Source organism: Catellatospora coxensis, from assembly GCF_016862635.1.
Lineage (GTDB): Bacteria > Actinomycetota > Actinomycetes > Mycobacteriales > Micromonosporaceae > Catellatospora > Catellatospora coxensis.
In genome coordinates this window covers 1-14,910 of record NZ_BONI01000026.1, presented here as the reverse complement: position 1 = coordinate 14,910, position 14,910 = coordinate 1, and the positions used below count along the sequence as shown (strand labels likewise).

Here is a 14,910-nt window from a genome sequence, read left to right as displayed (position 1 = left end):
ATCCGCCCTGTCCCGGCCCTGGTCGGTTCCGGGTCACATCCCCCAGAGGTCGTAGAGCGTGTCGCGCATGCGGCGGGCGTAGATGTTCGCGCCCGACACGGTCGGGTGGAAGGACTGCTGGGACTTGCCCAGCGCGTTCCATCCCTCGGGGAAGAACCCGGGCAGCGGGCCCTCCTCACCCGGGGTCAGCACGGTCACGATCCGGTGGATCGACTCGTGCGCGCCGCACACGCCGGAGCTGCTGAAGTCCGAGATCGGGTTCGCGAAGGTGACCTGCAGTCCCGGGAACTCCCCCTTGATCTCGACCACGGCGTCCTGCATCCGCGCGGCGACCAGGTCGGCGGTCTCGGTGAGCCAGTCGACGTCCAGGTCGCCGAACAGCAGGTCGCATTCGAGGGTGTCCTCCAGCAGCCGGGGATAGCCCATCAACATGATCCTCGCATTCGGGGCCTTCTTGTGGATCTCCCTGAGCACCGACACCACCGACGCCTTGAACGGCCCTGCCAGGTACGCCGGCTCGGCGATCCGCAGCACCTCGGTGTCACCGTCGAGGACCTTGTTCTTGCAGTCCGACCCCAGGATGCACTCGGTCAGGATCGGCACGAAGCGGGCGTCGTTGCCGCCGATCGACAGGGTCACCAGGGTCGTGAACTCGTCGACATAGCCCTGGTCCAGCTGGGTCGGCTCACCCCACAACCGGTAGTCGCCCATCTGCCCGTCGCCGTTGCGCGGCTTGAGCTCGTCCGCCGGCACCGAGTAGTACGGCAGGATGTTCTCCGACTCGGCACCCGAACACGCCCGCAGGTGGAAGTCCATCTGCGGATCCCAGGTGTCGGCCCGCTCGCCGATGGAGCGCCCGTCGTCGGTCAGCACCGCCTGCCGCGACCAGGCGTACTCCGAGCGGTGGCACAGGTTCTGGTAGAGGATCTTCTCGTTGTCGCCGGCGACGAAGATCTTCTGCTTGACGTCGGTCTCCCGGTAGTAGTTCTCCCCGCCCGTCGACGAGGCGCCCTCACCGGAGGCGTACGAGTCGCCGAGCGCGACGATCTGGTGCCGCGGACGCTGCGCCAGCGGCTCGAACGCCACCGCGTCCCACGCGATGTCCTCCTCGCCGGTGCCGTCGCCGGCGTCGCTGGTCAGCCGGATGCGCGGCACCCCGCTGACCGGGAACGCGCCGAGCGACACCCACCGGTTCTGCTGCACCCGCTGCTGCACGATGCGCTTGCGGCCGGTGAACCCGCCGCCGAGATCGATCTCGTACGCCGCCAGCCGGGTGTGGGCGCCGTGGTCGGGCAGGTGCACCATGAACCGCACCCACTGGGCCAGCGGCCGGTTCAGCGCCCACGTGCCGCTGACCTTCATCTTCCCGCCGTCGGCCCCGGCCGGGCGGGTGTGGGCGAACCAGAAGTGCCCGCCGAACCCGCCACCGATCTGATGGAAGTCGATCTTCGCTGGGTACGTTCCGCCCGACCCACCGAACTCCAGCTCGAACGTGCCGTTGCTCGTCGGCGGCGTGCACCCGGTCCGCACCGACGGCGTCCCGTCCGGCACGTCGTCGACGACCAGCGCACCGCCGGGCAGGCCGCCCCGGTCGCAGCGCGGCGGGTAGGACGCCGCGTCGGGCTGGTACTCCCAGCCCGGGTCGAAGCGCAGCAGCTCGTAGCCGCAGTCGTCGACGCACGTCTTCCACTGCGCCGGCCGGTGGTACCAGCACTTGAGGTCGTACTGGTTGAAGATGTTCTTGTGGTAGCAGGGCCCGGCCGGCTCTCCGACGACCTCGGGGTCCTGCGGCGGGAACTGCCCGCCCGGCTGGCAGGTGTTGGTGGTGTCGCAGAACAGCTCGACCGGCGGCTTGGCGAGCAGCCGGTTCATCAGCGGCGACGCCCCGCCCCACCACGCCGCCCGGTACGCGCTCACGAGCGTGTCCACGCCGTCAGGCAGGCTCGGCGGGTACGCCGCGAACCCGATGACCTTCTCCGGGTACGGCCACCACTGCGGATTGCGCGCGTCGTCGTAGCTGCTCGCCAGGAACGCCGGGCGGCCCGCCGGATACTTCGGGTTGATCGGGTTGTTGGCCCAGCCCACGCCCCACGCACCGTTGTGCTGCGACGCCGTCGACTCCGGGTAGAACCCGCTGTTGTACGCCCACACGGCGTAGAACCAGTTCTCGATGTTGGCCGCGTCGCCGTCGTTGACGACCAGCCCGGCGTTCCGGGTCTCGTTCCACTTGCGCTGCAGGATCTGCAGCCCCGCGGCGACGTTCACGGCGAAGTCCAGCGCCACGGCGCGCTGCGTCTGATACGGCAGCGCGACCTCGCCGGGCTTCTCCTTGCCTGCCAGCCGCATGCCGTCGGTGACCTGCCCGACACCGTAACCGCAGTCCGCCTTGGCCCAGTTGATGTCCCAGTCGTCGGCCGGAGTGCTGTTGTAGATCTCCAGGCCGTAGAAGTTGCCGATCAGCGGGTTGGCGGTCACGCCGGGCACGGCGAACCGCGCCGCCTGCCACATGTTCGACTCCTGGGCGACGATGCCCAGGTAGATCTGCGCCGGCACCCGGCCGCCGCCCGCCAGCGGCACCCGCGGGAACAGCCCCAGCGGTGAGTACGCCGGCATGCCCAGGTTCATCCAGTTCGCGGGCCGCGACGCGTACCCGGTGCCGGTGACCGCCTGGTCGACGGCCCATTCCACCTGACGCGGCCGCGGCTGCAGGGCCTGGTTGCGCGGATCGTTGCGAGGCACCGCGCAGTAGCGCTCGGTCTCGTCCTCCACCGGCGACGCGGGGCTCGCCAGCGAGGGAGCGACGCGCAGCCCCGCCGGACGCGACACCGACAGCTTCGGGTGCGCCAGCCGGCCCGGCGGCGTGCTGCCCGGCCGCGCCGCCGAGGCGTGCACCCCGAACCTGACCTCCCGGCCGGTCTTGCGGACCCTGGCGGTGACGGCGACGGCACGTGGCACCGACGGATCCGAGGCGAGCTGCCGGTTGTCACCGGCGAACCCGACCCGGGTCAGCACCAGCTCGCCGCGGCTGGACAGCGTCGCCGCCGGCGGGGCGGGCACCCGGGTGATCCCCGCCGGCAGCGCCGCCGGCAGGGTGGCGGTCTCGCCGGTGATGAAGACCCGGCCACCCGCGGCGCGGGTCAGCCCCAGGCCGGTCCGCGCGCCCTGGGCCAGCGTCGACGCGACCGACCGGCGGGCGCCGTCGGCGAGGCGGACCCGTGCCTGGTCACCGGCGTGCTCCAGGAACACGACCCGGCCCGCCGCGTCCGGCACCAGGCCGTACGCGACGCCCGCGGTGCGGGCCAGGCCGCTGGCCCGCCCGGTCCTGTCGACGCGTACCAGCTGGTCCCTGGCGGCCGCGACGATCCCGCCGGGCACCGGCACCGCCGAGGTGAGCTCGATGCCGACCGTGACCGGCGCGGCGACCTTGGCCGTGTCGAGGTCCACCGACAGCAGCCGGGTCTGCCCGGCGACCCCGCCGAACTGCGACAGCACGGCGGTGGAGCCCGCGCCGCAGCCCGGAGTGAAGTAGGCCAGACTCGACATCACGGGCAGCTTGACGACCGTGCCGGACACCAGGTCGACGACCGCGGCGAACCCACCCCGGTCGAACAGCCGCTCCTCGTTGGTGAACGTGCGCGGCGCGTACACGACCGCGAGCCGTCGACCCGAACCGGACAGGCAGGCGTTGCCGATCCACTGGTCGGCCTCGAACCCCGGCTCGGACAGCGAGGCGACCGCACGCCACGTGTAACCGGTGTCGGCGGCCGCGGCCAGGATGTGGAACCCGTTGGCGTCACCTGAGGTGGTCCAGGCGATGTCGGTGGACTTGCGCCAGCCGGAGCCGAGCACGGCGTCCCGTTCGGCGGGCGCGACGGCCATCGGCGCGTCCTCGGCGGTGGCGGCAGGGGCGGCGTCGGATGGCGGCCGGACGGCCGGTGGCGCCGGGGCGGCGGCGGCCGGCTGCGGCAGCAACGCCAGCACGGTGAGCATCACCAGTGCCGGCAGGCCAGGCCGTGGGCGGGAAGACATGCGTACCTCGTTCCGCGGGTCGGGAAAGGACGCCGTCAAGGTCGCAGGGCCGGCCATCACCGTGCCATCGCAGCCGCATCCCCTGGTGGGCGGGCACAGCACGACGGCCGGTGTCCCCCCGATGACGAGGACACCGGCCGTCGCAGGCGGTCAGTAGCAGGTCGTCCAGTCGAAGGCGCTGCCGGCGGCGTAGATCTGGCCGCGGCCGCACCGTCCCGCGTCGTTGAGCATCTTGGAGTACCGCACGCCGTTGCCCGCGGGCAGGTACACGGTGCCGTAGATGGTGCCGTAGTTGCCGTACGGGTGGGTGCTCATCGCGGCGCCCTGCACGTTGTTGCAGCACACGTACGCGTTGCCGCGGATCCAGATCGTCTGGCAGTAGTTGCTGTACCGCAGCTCGATGTAGTCGCTGCCGTGCCAGGCCGTGTCGATGGTCACCGCGTCGTCGCCGCAGGCGATGTAGCAGTACTGGCCGCAGTAGGTGGCCGGGAACGTCGCCGGGTCCTGGTAGTCGCAGCGGGAGCCGCAGCTCCAGGCCAGCGTGCCCACCCCGGCCTGGCCGGACAGCGCCTTTCGGTCCACGGCGGCCGTCGCCGCGCCCGGCGTCAGCTCCCTGAGGATGCGGGCGGCGTCGGCGCCGGCCGGGGCGCTCACCGCGGCCGACGTGGCGTCGCCGACCGCGGCGGCCGGCGCGGCCGAACCGGAGCCGGCCGTCAAGAACAGGGTCCCTAGTGTCGCGACCACCGTGAGGGCGGCCACTCGTCGAATGCTGAACGACATGCTGTGTCTCCCATTGCTGGACCGGTTACCGAGCAGATGAACTCTCGGCCCCCGGGCCATCGGCGCCTCATCGCAACGCCATCACGACCGCCACGCGCGCGTGGTCAGGGCATCAGTCGCCAGACTGCCCGTTGGCGCACAGCCAGGCCTGGTAGTGCGGGCGGCGGCCGGCGTAGGCCGAGTACGCCTCGCGGGCCAGGCGTACCAGTCCGTCGAACATGTGCGCCACCGGGCCCTCGTCGCGGCAGAGCAGCAGGTGCCGCATCTTCACGGGATCGCCGGCCAGCGGCCTGACCACGACGCTGTCCGAGCTGTCGAAGACCGCCTGGCAGGCGGCGATCGCGCGCCGCGTGGCGATCAGCTCGCGCAGCGGCTGCGCGTCGGCGACGGTGTACAGCACGCGCGGCCTGAACCCGGCCTGTTCGCAGGCGACCAGGAAGCAGTCGGGCCAGCCGGAGCCGTCCGGCGGGCTCAGCGCCCACGGCTCGTCGGCCAGGTCGGACAGCTCCACCCGGTCTCGGCCGGCGAGGCGGTGCTGGTGCGACATCGCGACGAAGACCGGCTCCACGGCGACGACCTCCGCCAGGACCGAGACCGGCTGGCGCAGCGGAAACCCCGGGTAGTCGACCGTGGCGACGGCGTCCAGGCGTCCGGCCAGCAGCAGCTCCCACAGCAGGCGGGGCGAGTACTCGGTGGTCAGCTGGACCTCGGCCTCGGGCAGCAGGTCGCTGAGGCGGTCGGCCAGGCCGACCGACACCGCGCCGGCTATCCCGCCCAGCCGGACGACCGGCCGCTGGGTCGACGGGTGCCGGCGGGCGCCGCTGCGCAGCTCGTCCATGGCCAGCAGCACTCCGCGAGCGCGGGTGAGCAGGTACTGGCCCAGCGGCGTGGGGGTCACCCCGCGGCGGCCGCGCAGGAAGATCTGCGCGCCGAGTTCGCGCTCCACGCGCTGCAACTGCGCGGTGAGCGCGGGCTGCGAGACGCCGAGCAGGGTCGCGGCCTTGGTCAGGCTGCCGGAGTCGGCGATCACACACAGCGAATGCAAATGGCGCAATTCGAGCTCCACGAGCGGCACGTTATGCCAACCCGGGCGTGCGGGGAAGGCCGCCGGCGGGGCGCAGCCATCACACCGCGGTTATGGCACATCGGGATTGCCGGTGCGCGGATGCCGGGCGGCACAGTGAGACGCCATCCACACACCGTCATCGATGTATCGGGCTCGGTGACGGCGGGCGTTTCCGTACCAGCCCAGAGGAGGCGCCGATGCGCCGAAGTCCCCTGCCACTCGCCGCGGCCGCACTGCTGTCGGCGATCCTGACCCTCACCGCCGCGCCCGCGACCGCCGCGCCGCAGGACCGGCAGTGGCGGGAGGTGTTCTCCCCCGACGGCACCATCACGACCATGCTGCTGCCCGCCGAACGCTCCGGAGCCGTCAGCCCCGACAGCCGCGCCGCGGCCGCGGCCGCCGCGACGGTGGCGATCCAGGACACCGGGCCGCCGAGCGAACGCTTCGACCTGGTCATCGTCGGCGACGGGTACACGTCCTCGGAGATGGGCCTGCTACGCCAGCACGCCCAGGCCAAGTGGGAAGAGATCGCCGCGACCGCGCCGTGGAGCACGCATCGGGCCTCGGTGAACGTGTGGCTCGTCGAGGTCGTCTCGGCGCAGTCCGGGGTGGACAACGATCCGACCCGGGGAATCAGCCGCGACACCGCCCTCGACATGTACTTCTGGTGCGGCAACATCGAGCGGCTGCTGTGCCTGAACGAGACCAAGGCCAAGCAGTACGCCGCGCAGGCTCCTGCCGTCGACGCGATCGTCGCGGTCGGCAACACCACCAAGTACGGCGGCGCAGGGTATCCGAGTCTCGCGACGGTGTCGGGCGGCAACGCCCGGGCGGGGCAGATCGCGATCCACGAACTGGGCCATTCGGTGGGCGGGCTCGCCGACGAGTACTGGACCGCGGGCACCACCTACACCGGCGGCGAACCAGGCGAGCCCAACGTCACCAAGTCGCCGGGCTGCGCCAAGTGGTCCTCGTACCTGGGCCGGGCCACCCCGGACGGCGGGGTCATCGGCTGCCATCAGGGCGGGCACCAGTACGCCAACGGGATCTACCGGCCCTCGCAGGATTCGCTGATGCGCACGCTGGGCAAGCCGTTCAACCTGGTCGGCCTGGATGCCATGGACCGGGCCATCCGCGCGAAGATCGGCGGTGGCGGCGGATGTGCCGGATACCAGAACACCCGGACCGGCAGCCTGTCCAGCGGTGGTTCGGCGTACCAGCCCGACGGCACCTACTACTACACCGCAGCCTCGGGCACTCACCGTGCCTGCCTGGACGGGCCCGCCGGAGCCGAGTTCAACCTGCAACTGCAGAAGTGGAACGGCTCCGCGTGGGCGGTCGTGGCCAGTGCCGCCACCGGCGGCCCCGACGAGACGCTCACCTACAGCGGCACCGCCGGGTACTACACGTACCTGCTGCAGTCGGTGTCGGGCTCCGGTTCGTACACCTTCGCCTACACCGCACCGTGACCGGTCGGGGGGCCACTTTGGGTGATGTTGCGGGCCGCCTCGCGCTTGCATCCCATCTGTAGCGGAAATGTACGAAGTGTGTAAGTCGGCTTCGTACATTCGCCTCACTGTCCATCCAGTTCCCACCCGGGGAGGCAACATGTCAGGGAGAGTGGGGCGCGCGCTGCGCGCCGTGGGCGTGACGATCGCCATCGCGGTGTCCGGTGTCGGCATATCCGCGACACCGGCCCAGGCGGCTTCGCGTGACGGCGTCTGCGACAGCGGCGAGTTCTGCTACTACTACAACAGCGACTTCGCCGGGTCGATCTCCGACCACGGATCGTCGCTGGCTGACTATGGCGCCACCCAGCCGACCTGCTACGAGTTCAAGAGCGCCGGCAACGGCCAGGGCCTGTGCGTCAAGAACAACGCGGCGTCGGCGTGGAACCGCACCGGCAGCACGATCCGCGTGTACTACAACAGCGACTTCGGCGGCACGTCCCAGGACATCGCGTCCGGGGCGAAGGTCAACCTGAACGCCTCGCTGAAGAACAACAACGCCTCGCACCAGCCCGTGTCCGCCGGCGGCGGCGACAGCTACCCCGCCAAGGACGACTACCCCTACCGCGGGCAGACGACCGGTGTCGACCCGTGGAACTTCTACAAGGGCCAGTGCACGAGCTTCGCGGCGTGGGCCGTGCGCAGCCGCCTGGGCGTCGCCTTCCACAACTACTACGACGGCGTCCACTGGGGCAATGCGAACAACTGGGCCAATGCCGCCCGCAGCGCCGGCATTCCGGTGTACGGCAGCCCGAAGGCCGGCGACGTGGCGGTCCGCCTCGGCGGCACCTGGGGGCACGTCGCGTTCGTGACCAGGGTGAACTCCAACGGCACGTTCGAGGTCGACGAGTACAACTACAACGGCGGGTCGGCCTACAGCCACCGCACGGTGTCGGTGGGCACGGCCAACAGCCAGTTCTCCCAGTTCGTTCGTTTCAAGTGATCCCGAAGGTTTTCGCAGACCCGTTGCCGCAGGACTGAGCTGCGGGTTGCCACGATCCGCCGACATACGCCCGGCGGATCGTGGCGCTCCTCCGTGATGTCTGTCATAGGTCAGGCCCGCCCAGAACCGCACCGGGTGCACATGGTCGCCAGGAACCGCGGCGGGCATCACGGAGATTGATGCAGCCCTCGCAGCACAGGTTCACGACCACCTTGCGAATTCGGCGTCGAGGCGCGTGTCCGTGCGCACCCAGACCTCGCCCCCGGCTGCGTCGTTCGGGGCGGCGACTCGTTCGAGACCGAGGAGTTCGATCAGCTTGAGCAGTTCGGCTCGGTCGGCTCGGTCATCGTCGACGCCATGCGAGTCGAAGAAGACGTAGTACTGGTCACTCGGGTCGACGATGCCCGAGGCTGCCCAGATCCGAGCGACTTCTTCGATCGCCGCTGGTTCCGTCGTGAACGTGGCGGCGCGGGCGGCACCGCGTGTCTCCGGTGACGCGTCGAGGTCGGCGAGGTCGTCGAACCACTGGCCGAAGCGGTCGAGGCCGGCATATCCGTTCTCGAAGAACAGCATCGCGCTCGGAAGGTAGCGATTGACCCTGTCGACCTGGAGGTACTCCGTCCGGGGCCGGCCCGCATCGTTGACCCGGGAGATCACCCCTGCACGGGGCATGAGCACCAGACTCTGCCCCGCCGGTTCATCCCTGATGGCGTAGATGTCAGACTCTCGCCCCCGGAAGAACCCCGAGAACGCTACGTAGGCCTCCTGCGGGTCGCCCACGGAGACCTGCTGGTCGTTGCCGTCACCGACCGCGAAGACGAACTGTTTCGGACCGGGATCGTAGGGGCGGGCCATGTGCGTCCTTCATTCACGTGTGACAGTCGCGCCAGTGTAGCCGGCTCAGCAGAGCCTTCGCGCAGCCCTGGCCGCTCACGGCCGAGCACCGTGCCGGCCGCTCGCCAGGCCTCGCCCATGCCGTCGGCGCCGATCTGCTCCTGAACTGTGCATGACCTTCTTCGCTCCTCGCTTGGCCGGCTCGCCGTCCGACGACAGCGCCGAACTCCGACGCCCTGCACCGTGATCGCATCACGAGCAGGTCCCTCGCAAGATCGATCGCCGCGCAGTGCTATCGCATCTGCGACGTATCACCGTTGTGGCGCGCCGGCTCTCACCAGTATCCGATTCCCTGCCCGGTGAGGAGCACCAGATGCCCCAGACTCTGCCCATCACGCTCGTCGTCCCGAACCCGCTCAACGACGTCGCCAAAATCGGCATGCTGCTCGGCACCGCCGAGACCGCATTCCAGGTCAACGGATGGGACGTCAAGTTCGACGTCGAGATCAAGTACCTCGACCGGCCCGACGGCGCCATCTACGACCAGCGCTACTGCATCCGCACCTCGCAGGCGACCGTGCCGGTCATGCTGCAGGCGGCGCGGCAGATCGTCGGCGGCAACGGCGCCCGCAAGCGGTACGTCGTCTTCCTCTGCGACATGATCGTCGACGCGCCGAACATGCAGACCACCACCGTCACTCCGACGGGGGCCAACGGCGAGTCCGTGACCGGCGGCGCGGTGTCCAGCCTGTCGCTCATCAGCCGCAAGAGCACCGTCGGCAACGCCGACGGGCGCACCTGGGCCCACGAGATCGGGCACGGCCTCGGCCTGGGCCACGTCGCCGACACCGACAACTTCATGAGCGCCTCCCGGCACCTGGCCAACGGCCAGATCACCGGGTTCGACATCACCAAGGAGCAACTGGTCACCATGGCCCAGCACTGCCTGGCGTTGGTCAAAGACGGCGTCTGATCCGAGGCGCTGGGCCCTATCACCAGGTCTCGAAGATCTCAGCACCACCGCGCGGGCTGTGCCGGAACAAGCCGGTTCCGGCACAGCCCGTTTCGCGACGAGCAGCGCCCCGGCGTGGTGGACGCCGCGGTGGACCCGACGCTCGCCACGCCGTCCCGCGTCGAGGCAGACGACCGGCATCGGCAGGGCTGGCCCCCATCGGTGGCAGCATCCGGAACCTTTCCCGAGGCGGATGTCCGGCCTGGACCCTTCACGGCCGGCTGGCACGCGCCGGACCACGGCCGACGGACATGCGCATCCGGCACAGGTCCGCGCCGACAAGTGGTCACAAGCGACCGCATCGTGAGTTCAAAACGCACGGGTTAGCAATTTAACGAATACAGTTCCCGCAGGTCATCGGCTCGATAATCTGTCTTCGGCTCCCTGGTGGACAGCCGGACGGAGGGTTCCTGTCATGGTTCAGAACCGCGTTGAGTCGCTGTGGCGGTGGAGTCCCGACGCCAGGTTTCTCCGCAACGACCACGGTGGCGTAGCCGTGAACTTCGCGTCTGCCGTCACCTTGCCGGTCGACCGGGATCACGCCGACGCCGTGGCTTCGATCAGTGGGATCACGACGCCATTCGAGTTACCTGCAGCGCTGGACAGCGGCCTCTGCGACGCCCTGCACACGGCGGGATTCCTGATCGAGGAACAGCGGGCGGCGCCAACCGAGCGACTGGTGCTCGAGCGCATCGCCGCGGCGCTGCAACGCTCGCACGGGTTCATCGTCATGCCGACCGAGCAGTGCAACTTCCGGTGCACCTACTGCTATGAGTCGTTTGCGAAGGGCCGGATGGCCGACGCGAACGTGGCTGCTCTGGAGAAAGCGATCGACGACGCGGCGTCGGTCGCTCCGCAATTCGGGCTCGCGTTCTTCGGCGGCGAACCGCTGCTGTGCGCGGACATCGTGCTACGGCTGTCGCAGCGCGCGTTGCAGGCGGTCGCCGGCCGCGGTCTGCCGTACGCGGCGAGCATTTCGACCAACGGGTCGCTGCTGCGGCCGGCGCTATTCACCTCACTGCTTGACGCAGGTGTCGTCGGCTACCAGATCACCATCGACGGGTCGGCGCAGGTTCACGACTCGCAGCGCAAGACCGCCGGTGGACTGCCGACGTTCCGGCGCATCGTCGAGAACCTGCGCGCGATGGCACAAAGCGATGAGAAGTTCCACTGCGTGCTGCGGTGCAACGTACGCGACACCGATCGAGACTCCATCCTCACGCTGGTCGACGACGCGGACGCCCTCGGGTTCATCCGCGACGATGCCCGGTTCCTCGTCGACATCCACCAGATCTGGTCATCAGACCGGCAGACCGTCAGCGGAGGGCACGCGCTGCCGGGATGCGCCTCCAGCCTGACACGTGAGGTCGACTTCTTCGTGCTCAACCGGCTTCTCGCCGAACAGGGGGTTCGCACGACGACGTACGACCGGCTGCCAGGCATCATGGGCAGTGCGTGCTACGCCGGCAAGCCGAACTGGTTCGTCGTGGGCTCCGACCTGTCGCTGTACAAGTGCACGGTCGTGTTCGACAACGAGCGCAACCAGGTAGGCCGCATCGATCCGGATGGCGCGCTGGTAATCGATGATGGCAAGAACCTTCTGTGGACCGGTTCGAACGCCCTCACCGACCAAGGCTGCACCGGCTGCCAGTATCGCGTCCCATGCGGCGGCATCGCCTGCCCGCTGTCGCGGTTCACGACCGGTGTGAAGGGCTGTCCGGACATGCGCGGCCCGCAGTATCTGAAGGCTTGGGCCAGATCACACCCGGCTTCGCCATCGCACGATGCCCCTCGCCGACTCCAGCTGCCGGTCGTGGCAGTGCAATGAAATGAGGTGAGCCGCCGACGACAACCTGCTGCCGGCGATACGCCCGGCGGCTGGGACAGCCCTGCGGCCGGACAGGCCGCCACGCAATCGATGTTCCCCTCTCGACTGCCCGGAAGGTGCGGTGCCGCCATGTTCTTCGATCCCGTCCTGTCAGACCGAGCCGCATATGATACAGCGCGCTCACGTCATGCCGAAGGCCGCAAGGCCTCCTACGCCGACGTCCTCGATCGCTGTGACGCGCTCTGCCCCGCCTCAGCCGGCTTCACGCGCACGGTGCGGTCGGTCATGGACCGGCTCGACCAGCACGGGATCGATCCGTACTACGTGACGTCGATCAGAGCTTGGGTCGACGCCCTGGCGCGAGGACTGCGGTGGGTCGACGCGTCGGCAAGCCCTGAGCTGCTCGGCTACTACACCGAGGAGACGGCGTTGCTCGCCGACCTGCATGCCGAGCTGCCGGATGTGTTCCCGCCGGCAGGCATCGCCCATCGCCGGACTGCCGACGGAATGCGTGTGGTGCCGGTTGAGGCGGTCGCATCCAGCCCGAGGATGGCCGCGCGCGTTCAGGAGTGCCTACCCGGCTTCCCGCAAGGAAGGCTGCCGATGGGGCCGGCCGACCTCGATCGAGTCGCCGCCCACATCGACCGCGCGCTGGACCTGCTGAAGTCCCATGACCAGGACGCCTACGCCATTCTGCTCGACAACCTTCACACCGTCTTCGTCACAGTCCACCCGGGGTTCAGGGTCTCCATGGGCACGCGGCTCGACTGTCCGGCGACGGCGATCGTGGGCCTGTCCCAGGAACGGCTCGACTCCGATGACGTCGCCGCCACCGCAGCGCAGCTTTTCCACGAGAACTGCCATGTGAAGCTCGCCCTCTATCTCGCGACCGAGCGTCCGGACCTTTCGGCGGACGTGCGATTCCTGTCGGCGTTCAAAAACGATCTTCGCGATATGGAGACGATGCTCCACACCACCTACACGATCGCGTTGGAGTGCCTGGTGCGGGTCGCGCTCACCCGCGACGAACCGGAGGTGGCGCGCCCGCGCACCCTGGCCTATCTCGCGGCACTAGGGGCACGGCTCAAGCTCACTGCGCGGGGATGCGCACTGGGCATCACCGACGACCTGCCGATGCCGTTGCGGCAGATCCCCGGACTGGCCGACAGCGCCTGCGCCACGGTAAACGCGCTGCTGGACGGCCTCGACGACAGCGCCCGCCGGCCCTACGACGAGGAAGTACACCGGGTCCTGGCCCGGCATGAATTCGACATCGCCCAGTTCATGCTGCGCGGCTATGACGTCGCCGACCCGCACGCGGCGCACGCGGTCATGACGGACGGCACCGTCACCTTCGATCAGCCGGTCCTCGCTGGCCGGTATCGCTACGCCGAACTTCTGCCTTCAGTCGGCGACTACGGCCGCTATATCGACTCGGCGCTGGTCGCATGAACAGCATCGTGGTCGCCGTCGAGGACGCCATCACGCAGCTGTCGCCGGACGGCTGGCGCACCCTCGCCGACTGTCAGGTCGGAAGGCACCTGTACCCGGGCATCCTCACGACGCCACGCGGGCACCGGCGACGTCGGGGCCAAGCCGCGGCATGGTCGGCGTCCGCCGACGGCACCCTGTGGCGTATCGATGTGCCGCCCGGCCGGGCATTTCAGGACGGCACCGCGGTAGACGCCGACGCCGTCGCGTTCAACCTGATCCGCCGCCTGGTGCCGATGCTCGGCCTGTACACCGACGTGGAGCAGGTCGACAGCGACGGCACTTCGGTCACCGTCCGGACCCACCAGCCCTTGGCGTCGCTGCCCGCACGCCTCGCCCTTGCCCAGGCGGCGCTGGTATCGCCGCCCTCCTGGGAGCGGGGGGCAGCGGTGGGCTCCGGCTACCGGCTGGTCGACGTCGGTCACGACCAGATCACCATGGCGAAGCCGCAAGCCGAGCACCCCGGTCCGCAGACCATCATCATGCGGACCTTCCGCGACGGTGCGGCGACGTGGGAGGCGCTGGCCTCAGGCCTGGTGGACGTCGCCTACGAGTGCCCCTACGAGGTGATCAAACTGTCCGCCCGCAGCGGGATCGTCGATGGCGTGCGGGTGCGCACCTGCCCGTCGTTGTCGATCAACATGCTGGTGTTCAACACGGTCGAGTCCGCAGCCCGCTCTCGTGGTCTTCGCCGCCGGGCCGCTGCCGCGATCGACCCGGCCGCGGTGCTGGCACGAGCGCACCAGGGTGTCGGCCAGGTGCCCCGCGGCCCCGTCGCGCCGTGCTCACGTTTCGAACGCGCCAATGACGGCCACAACCGCCCGGACGCGGCCGGGCCGGGCGGCCGGCCAACGCTCGGTCTGGTGGCCGAGGCCGCCTACAACCCCGTGGCGATCGACATGCTGTGCCACCAGTTGGCCGAAGCCGGCATCGCCTGCCGACCGGAACTGCTGCCACCCGGTGAGCTGATCAAACGCTTGAGGCTGAGGCAGTTTGACATGGCCCTCGTGGGCGCAGCGGTCAGCGACGACCCCGACATCTTCCTGACCGAATGCTTTCACAGCCGCGGGCGCAGCAACTACTCCGGGATACGCGACAAGGTCGTCGACGATGCGCTCCTGCAGGCTCGCACAACGCTCGACCCGCAGCGGCGGCTCCAGGCCTACCAGCGGGCGGTGGCACGGCTCAGCCACCTCGTCCCGGCCGTCTACCTGCGCAACGGCGCCTCGGTCGTCGCGTCCCGGCCGCATGTGCACGGGCTGCGCCCTCATCCCGACCACCTGCTCAGGCTCGAGGACGTGCACCTGCGGGATGACTCAGCGCTGGCCGGGTCTCGTCGCCGAGACAGAACACCTGCGGCCTGACTCGGTCCCTTCCTTCGACCCGACTCGCAGCTGAGGAGAATGCCATGCCCAACAG

10 protein-coding genes are annotated in these 14,910 nt (G+C 69.7%); 6 read left to right on the top strand and 4 right to left on the bottom strand.

Annotated features, from left to right (window positions below):
* Nucleotides 1-33: 33 nt before the first annotated feature.
* From Cco03nite_RS16760 to Cco03nite_RS16750, 3 genes are all read right to left on the bottom strand, one after another.
* The gene (locus tag Cco03nite_RS16760; RefSeq protein WP_203693035.1) at nucleotides 34-4,029 is read right to left on the bottom strand and encodes a GDSL-type esterase/lipase family protein; all 3,996 of its coding nucleotides are present in this window, start codon (nucleotides 4,027-4,029) and stop codon (nucleotides 34-36) included.
* A 150-nt stretch (nucleotides 4,030-4,179) separates the two neighbouring features.
* Nucleotides 4,180-4,809 carry a DUF2690 domain-containing protein gene (locus Cco03nite_RS16755; RefSeq protein WP_203693034.1) on the bottom strand — a complete coding sequence of 210 codons (630 nt, stop codon included), beginning with the start codon at nucleotides 4,807-4,809 and terminating at the stop codon, nucleotides 4,180-4,182.
* A 112-nt stretch (nucleotides 4,810-4,921) separates the two neighbouring features.
* Nucleotides 4,922-5,875, bottom strand: coding sequence for a LysR family transcriptional regulator (locus Cco03nite_RS16750; protein WP_203693033.1), 954 nt, complete (start codon nucleotides 5,873-5,875; stop codon nucleotides 4,922-4,924).
* Between the two features lie 197 nt (nucleotides 5,876-6,072).
* On the opposite strand from Cco03nite_RS16750, the gene Cco03nite_RS16745 reads away from it, so the two are divergent.
* Both Cco03nite_RS16745 and Cco03nite_RS16740 read left to right on the top strand, forming a co-directional pair.
* Entirely contained in the window at nucleotides 6,073-7,344 is a 1,272-nt protein-coding gene (locus Cco03nite_RS16745) for a M64 family metallopeptidase (RefSeq protein ID WP_203693032.1), read from the top strand.
* Nucleotides 7,345-7,483: 139 nt separating this feature from the next.
* On the top strand, nucleotides 7,484-8,326 hold the full coding sequence (locus Cco03nite_RS16740; protein WP_203693031.1) for a CHAP domain-containing protein: 843 nt from the start codon (nucleotides 7,484-7,486) through the stop codon (nucleotides 8,324-8,326).
* Nucleotides 8,327-8,527: 201 nt separating this feature from the next.
* Here Cco03nite_RS16740 and Cco03nite_RS16735 read toward each other — a convergent pair whose 3' ends face one another.
* Nucleotides 8,528-9,181, bottom strand: coding sequence for a DUF6357 family protein (locus Cco03nite_RS16735; protein ID WP_203693030.1), 654 nt, complete (start codon nucleotides 9,179-9,181; stop codon nucleotides 8,528-8,530).
* 352 nt (nucleotides 9,182-9,533) lie between these two features.
* Between Cco03nite_RS16735 and Cco03nite_RS16730 the strand changes: the two genes are divergently transcribed.
* The 4 genes from Cco03nite_RS16730 to Cco03nite_RS16715 all read left to right on the top strand — a co-directional run bounded on the left by Cco03nite_RS16730 (nucleotide 9,534) and on the right by Cco03nite_RS16715 (nucleotide 14,855).
* A complete protein-coding gene (locus Cco03nite_RS16730) occupies nucleotides 9,534-10,133 on the top strand; it encodes a hypothetical protein (RefSeq protein WP_203693029.1) in 600 nt (199 codons plus the stop codon).
* 454 nt (nucleotides 10,134-10,587) lie between these two features.
* Nucleotides 10,588-12,000 carry a radical SAM protein gene (locus Cco03nite_RS16725; RefSeq protein ID WP_203693028.1) on the top strand — a complete coding sequence of 471 codons (1,413 nt, stop codon included), beginning with the start codon at nucleotides 10,588-10,590 and terminating at the stop codon, nucleotides 11,998-12,000.
* Between the two features lie 129 nt (nucleotides 12,001-12,129).
* Nucleotides 12,130-13,452 (top strand): hypothetical protein, encoded by a 1,323-nt coding sequence (locus Cco03nite_RS16720; RefSeq protein ID WP_203693027.1) that lies wholly within the window; start codon nucleotides 12,130-12,132, stop codon nucleotides 13,450-13,452.
* Nucleotides 13,449-14,855, top strand: coding sequence for an ABC transporter substrate-binding protein (locus Cco03nite_RS16715; RefSeq protein WP_203693026.1), 1,407 nt, complete (start codon nucleotides 13,449-13,451; stop codon nucleotides 14,853-14,855). Before Cco03nite_RS16720 ends, Cco03nite_RS16715 begins: the two co-directional genes overlap by 4 nt.
* The last annotated feature ends 55 nt before the right edge of the window (nucleotides 14,856-14,910 follow it).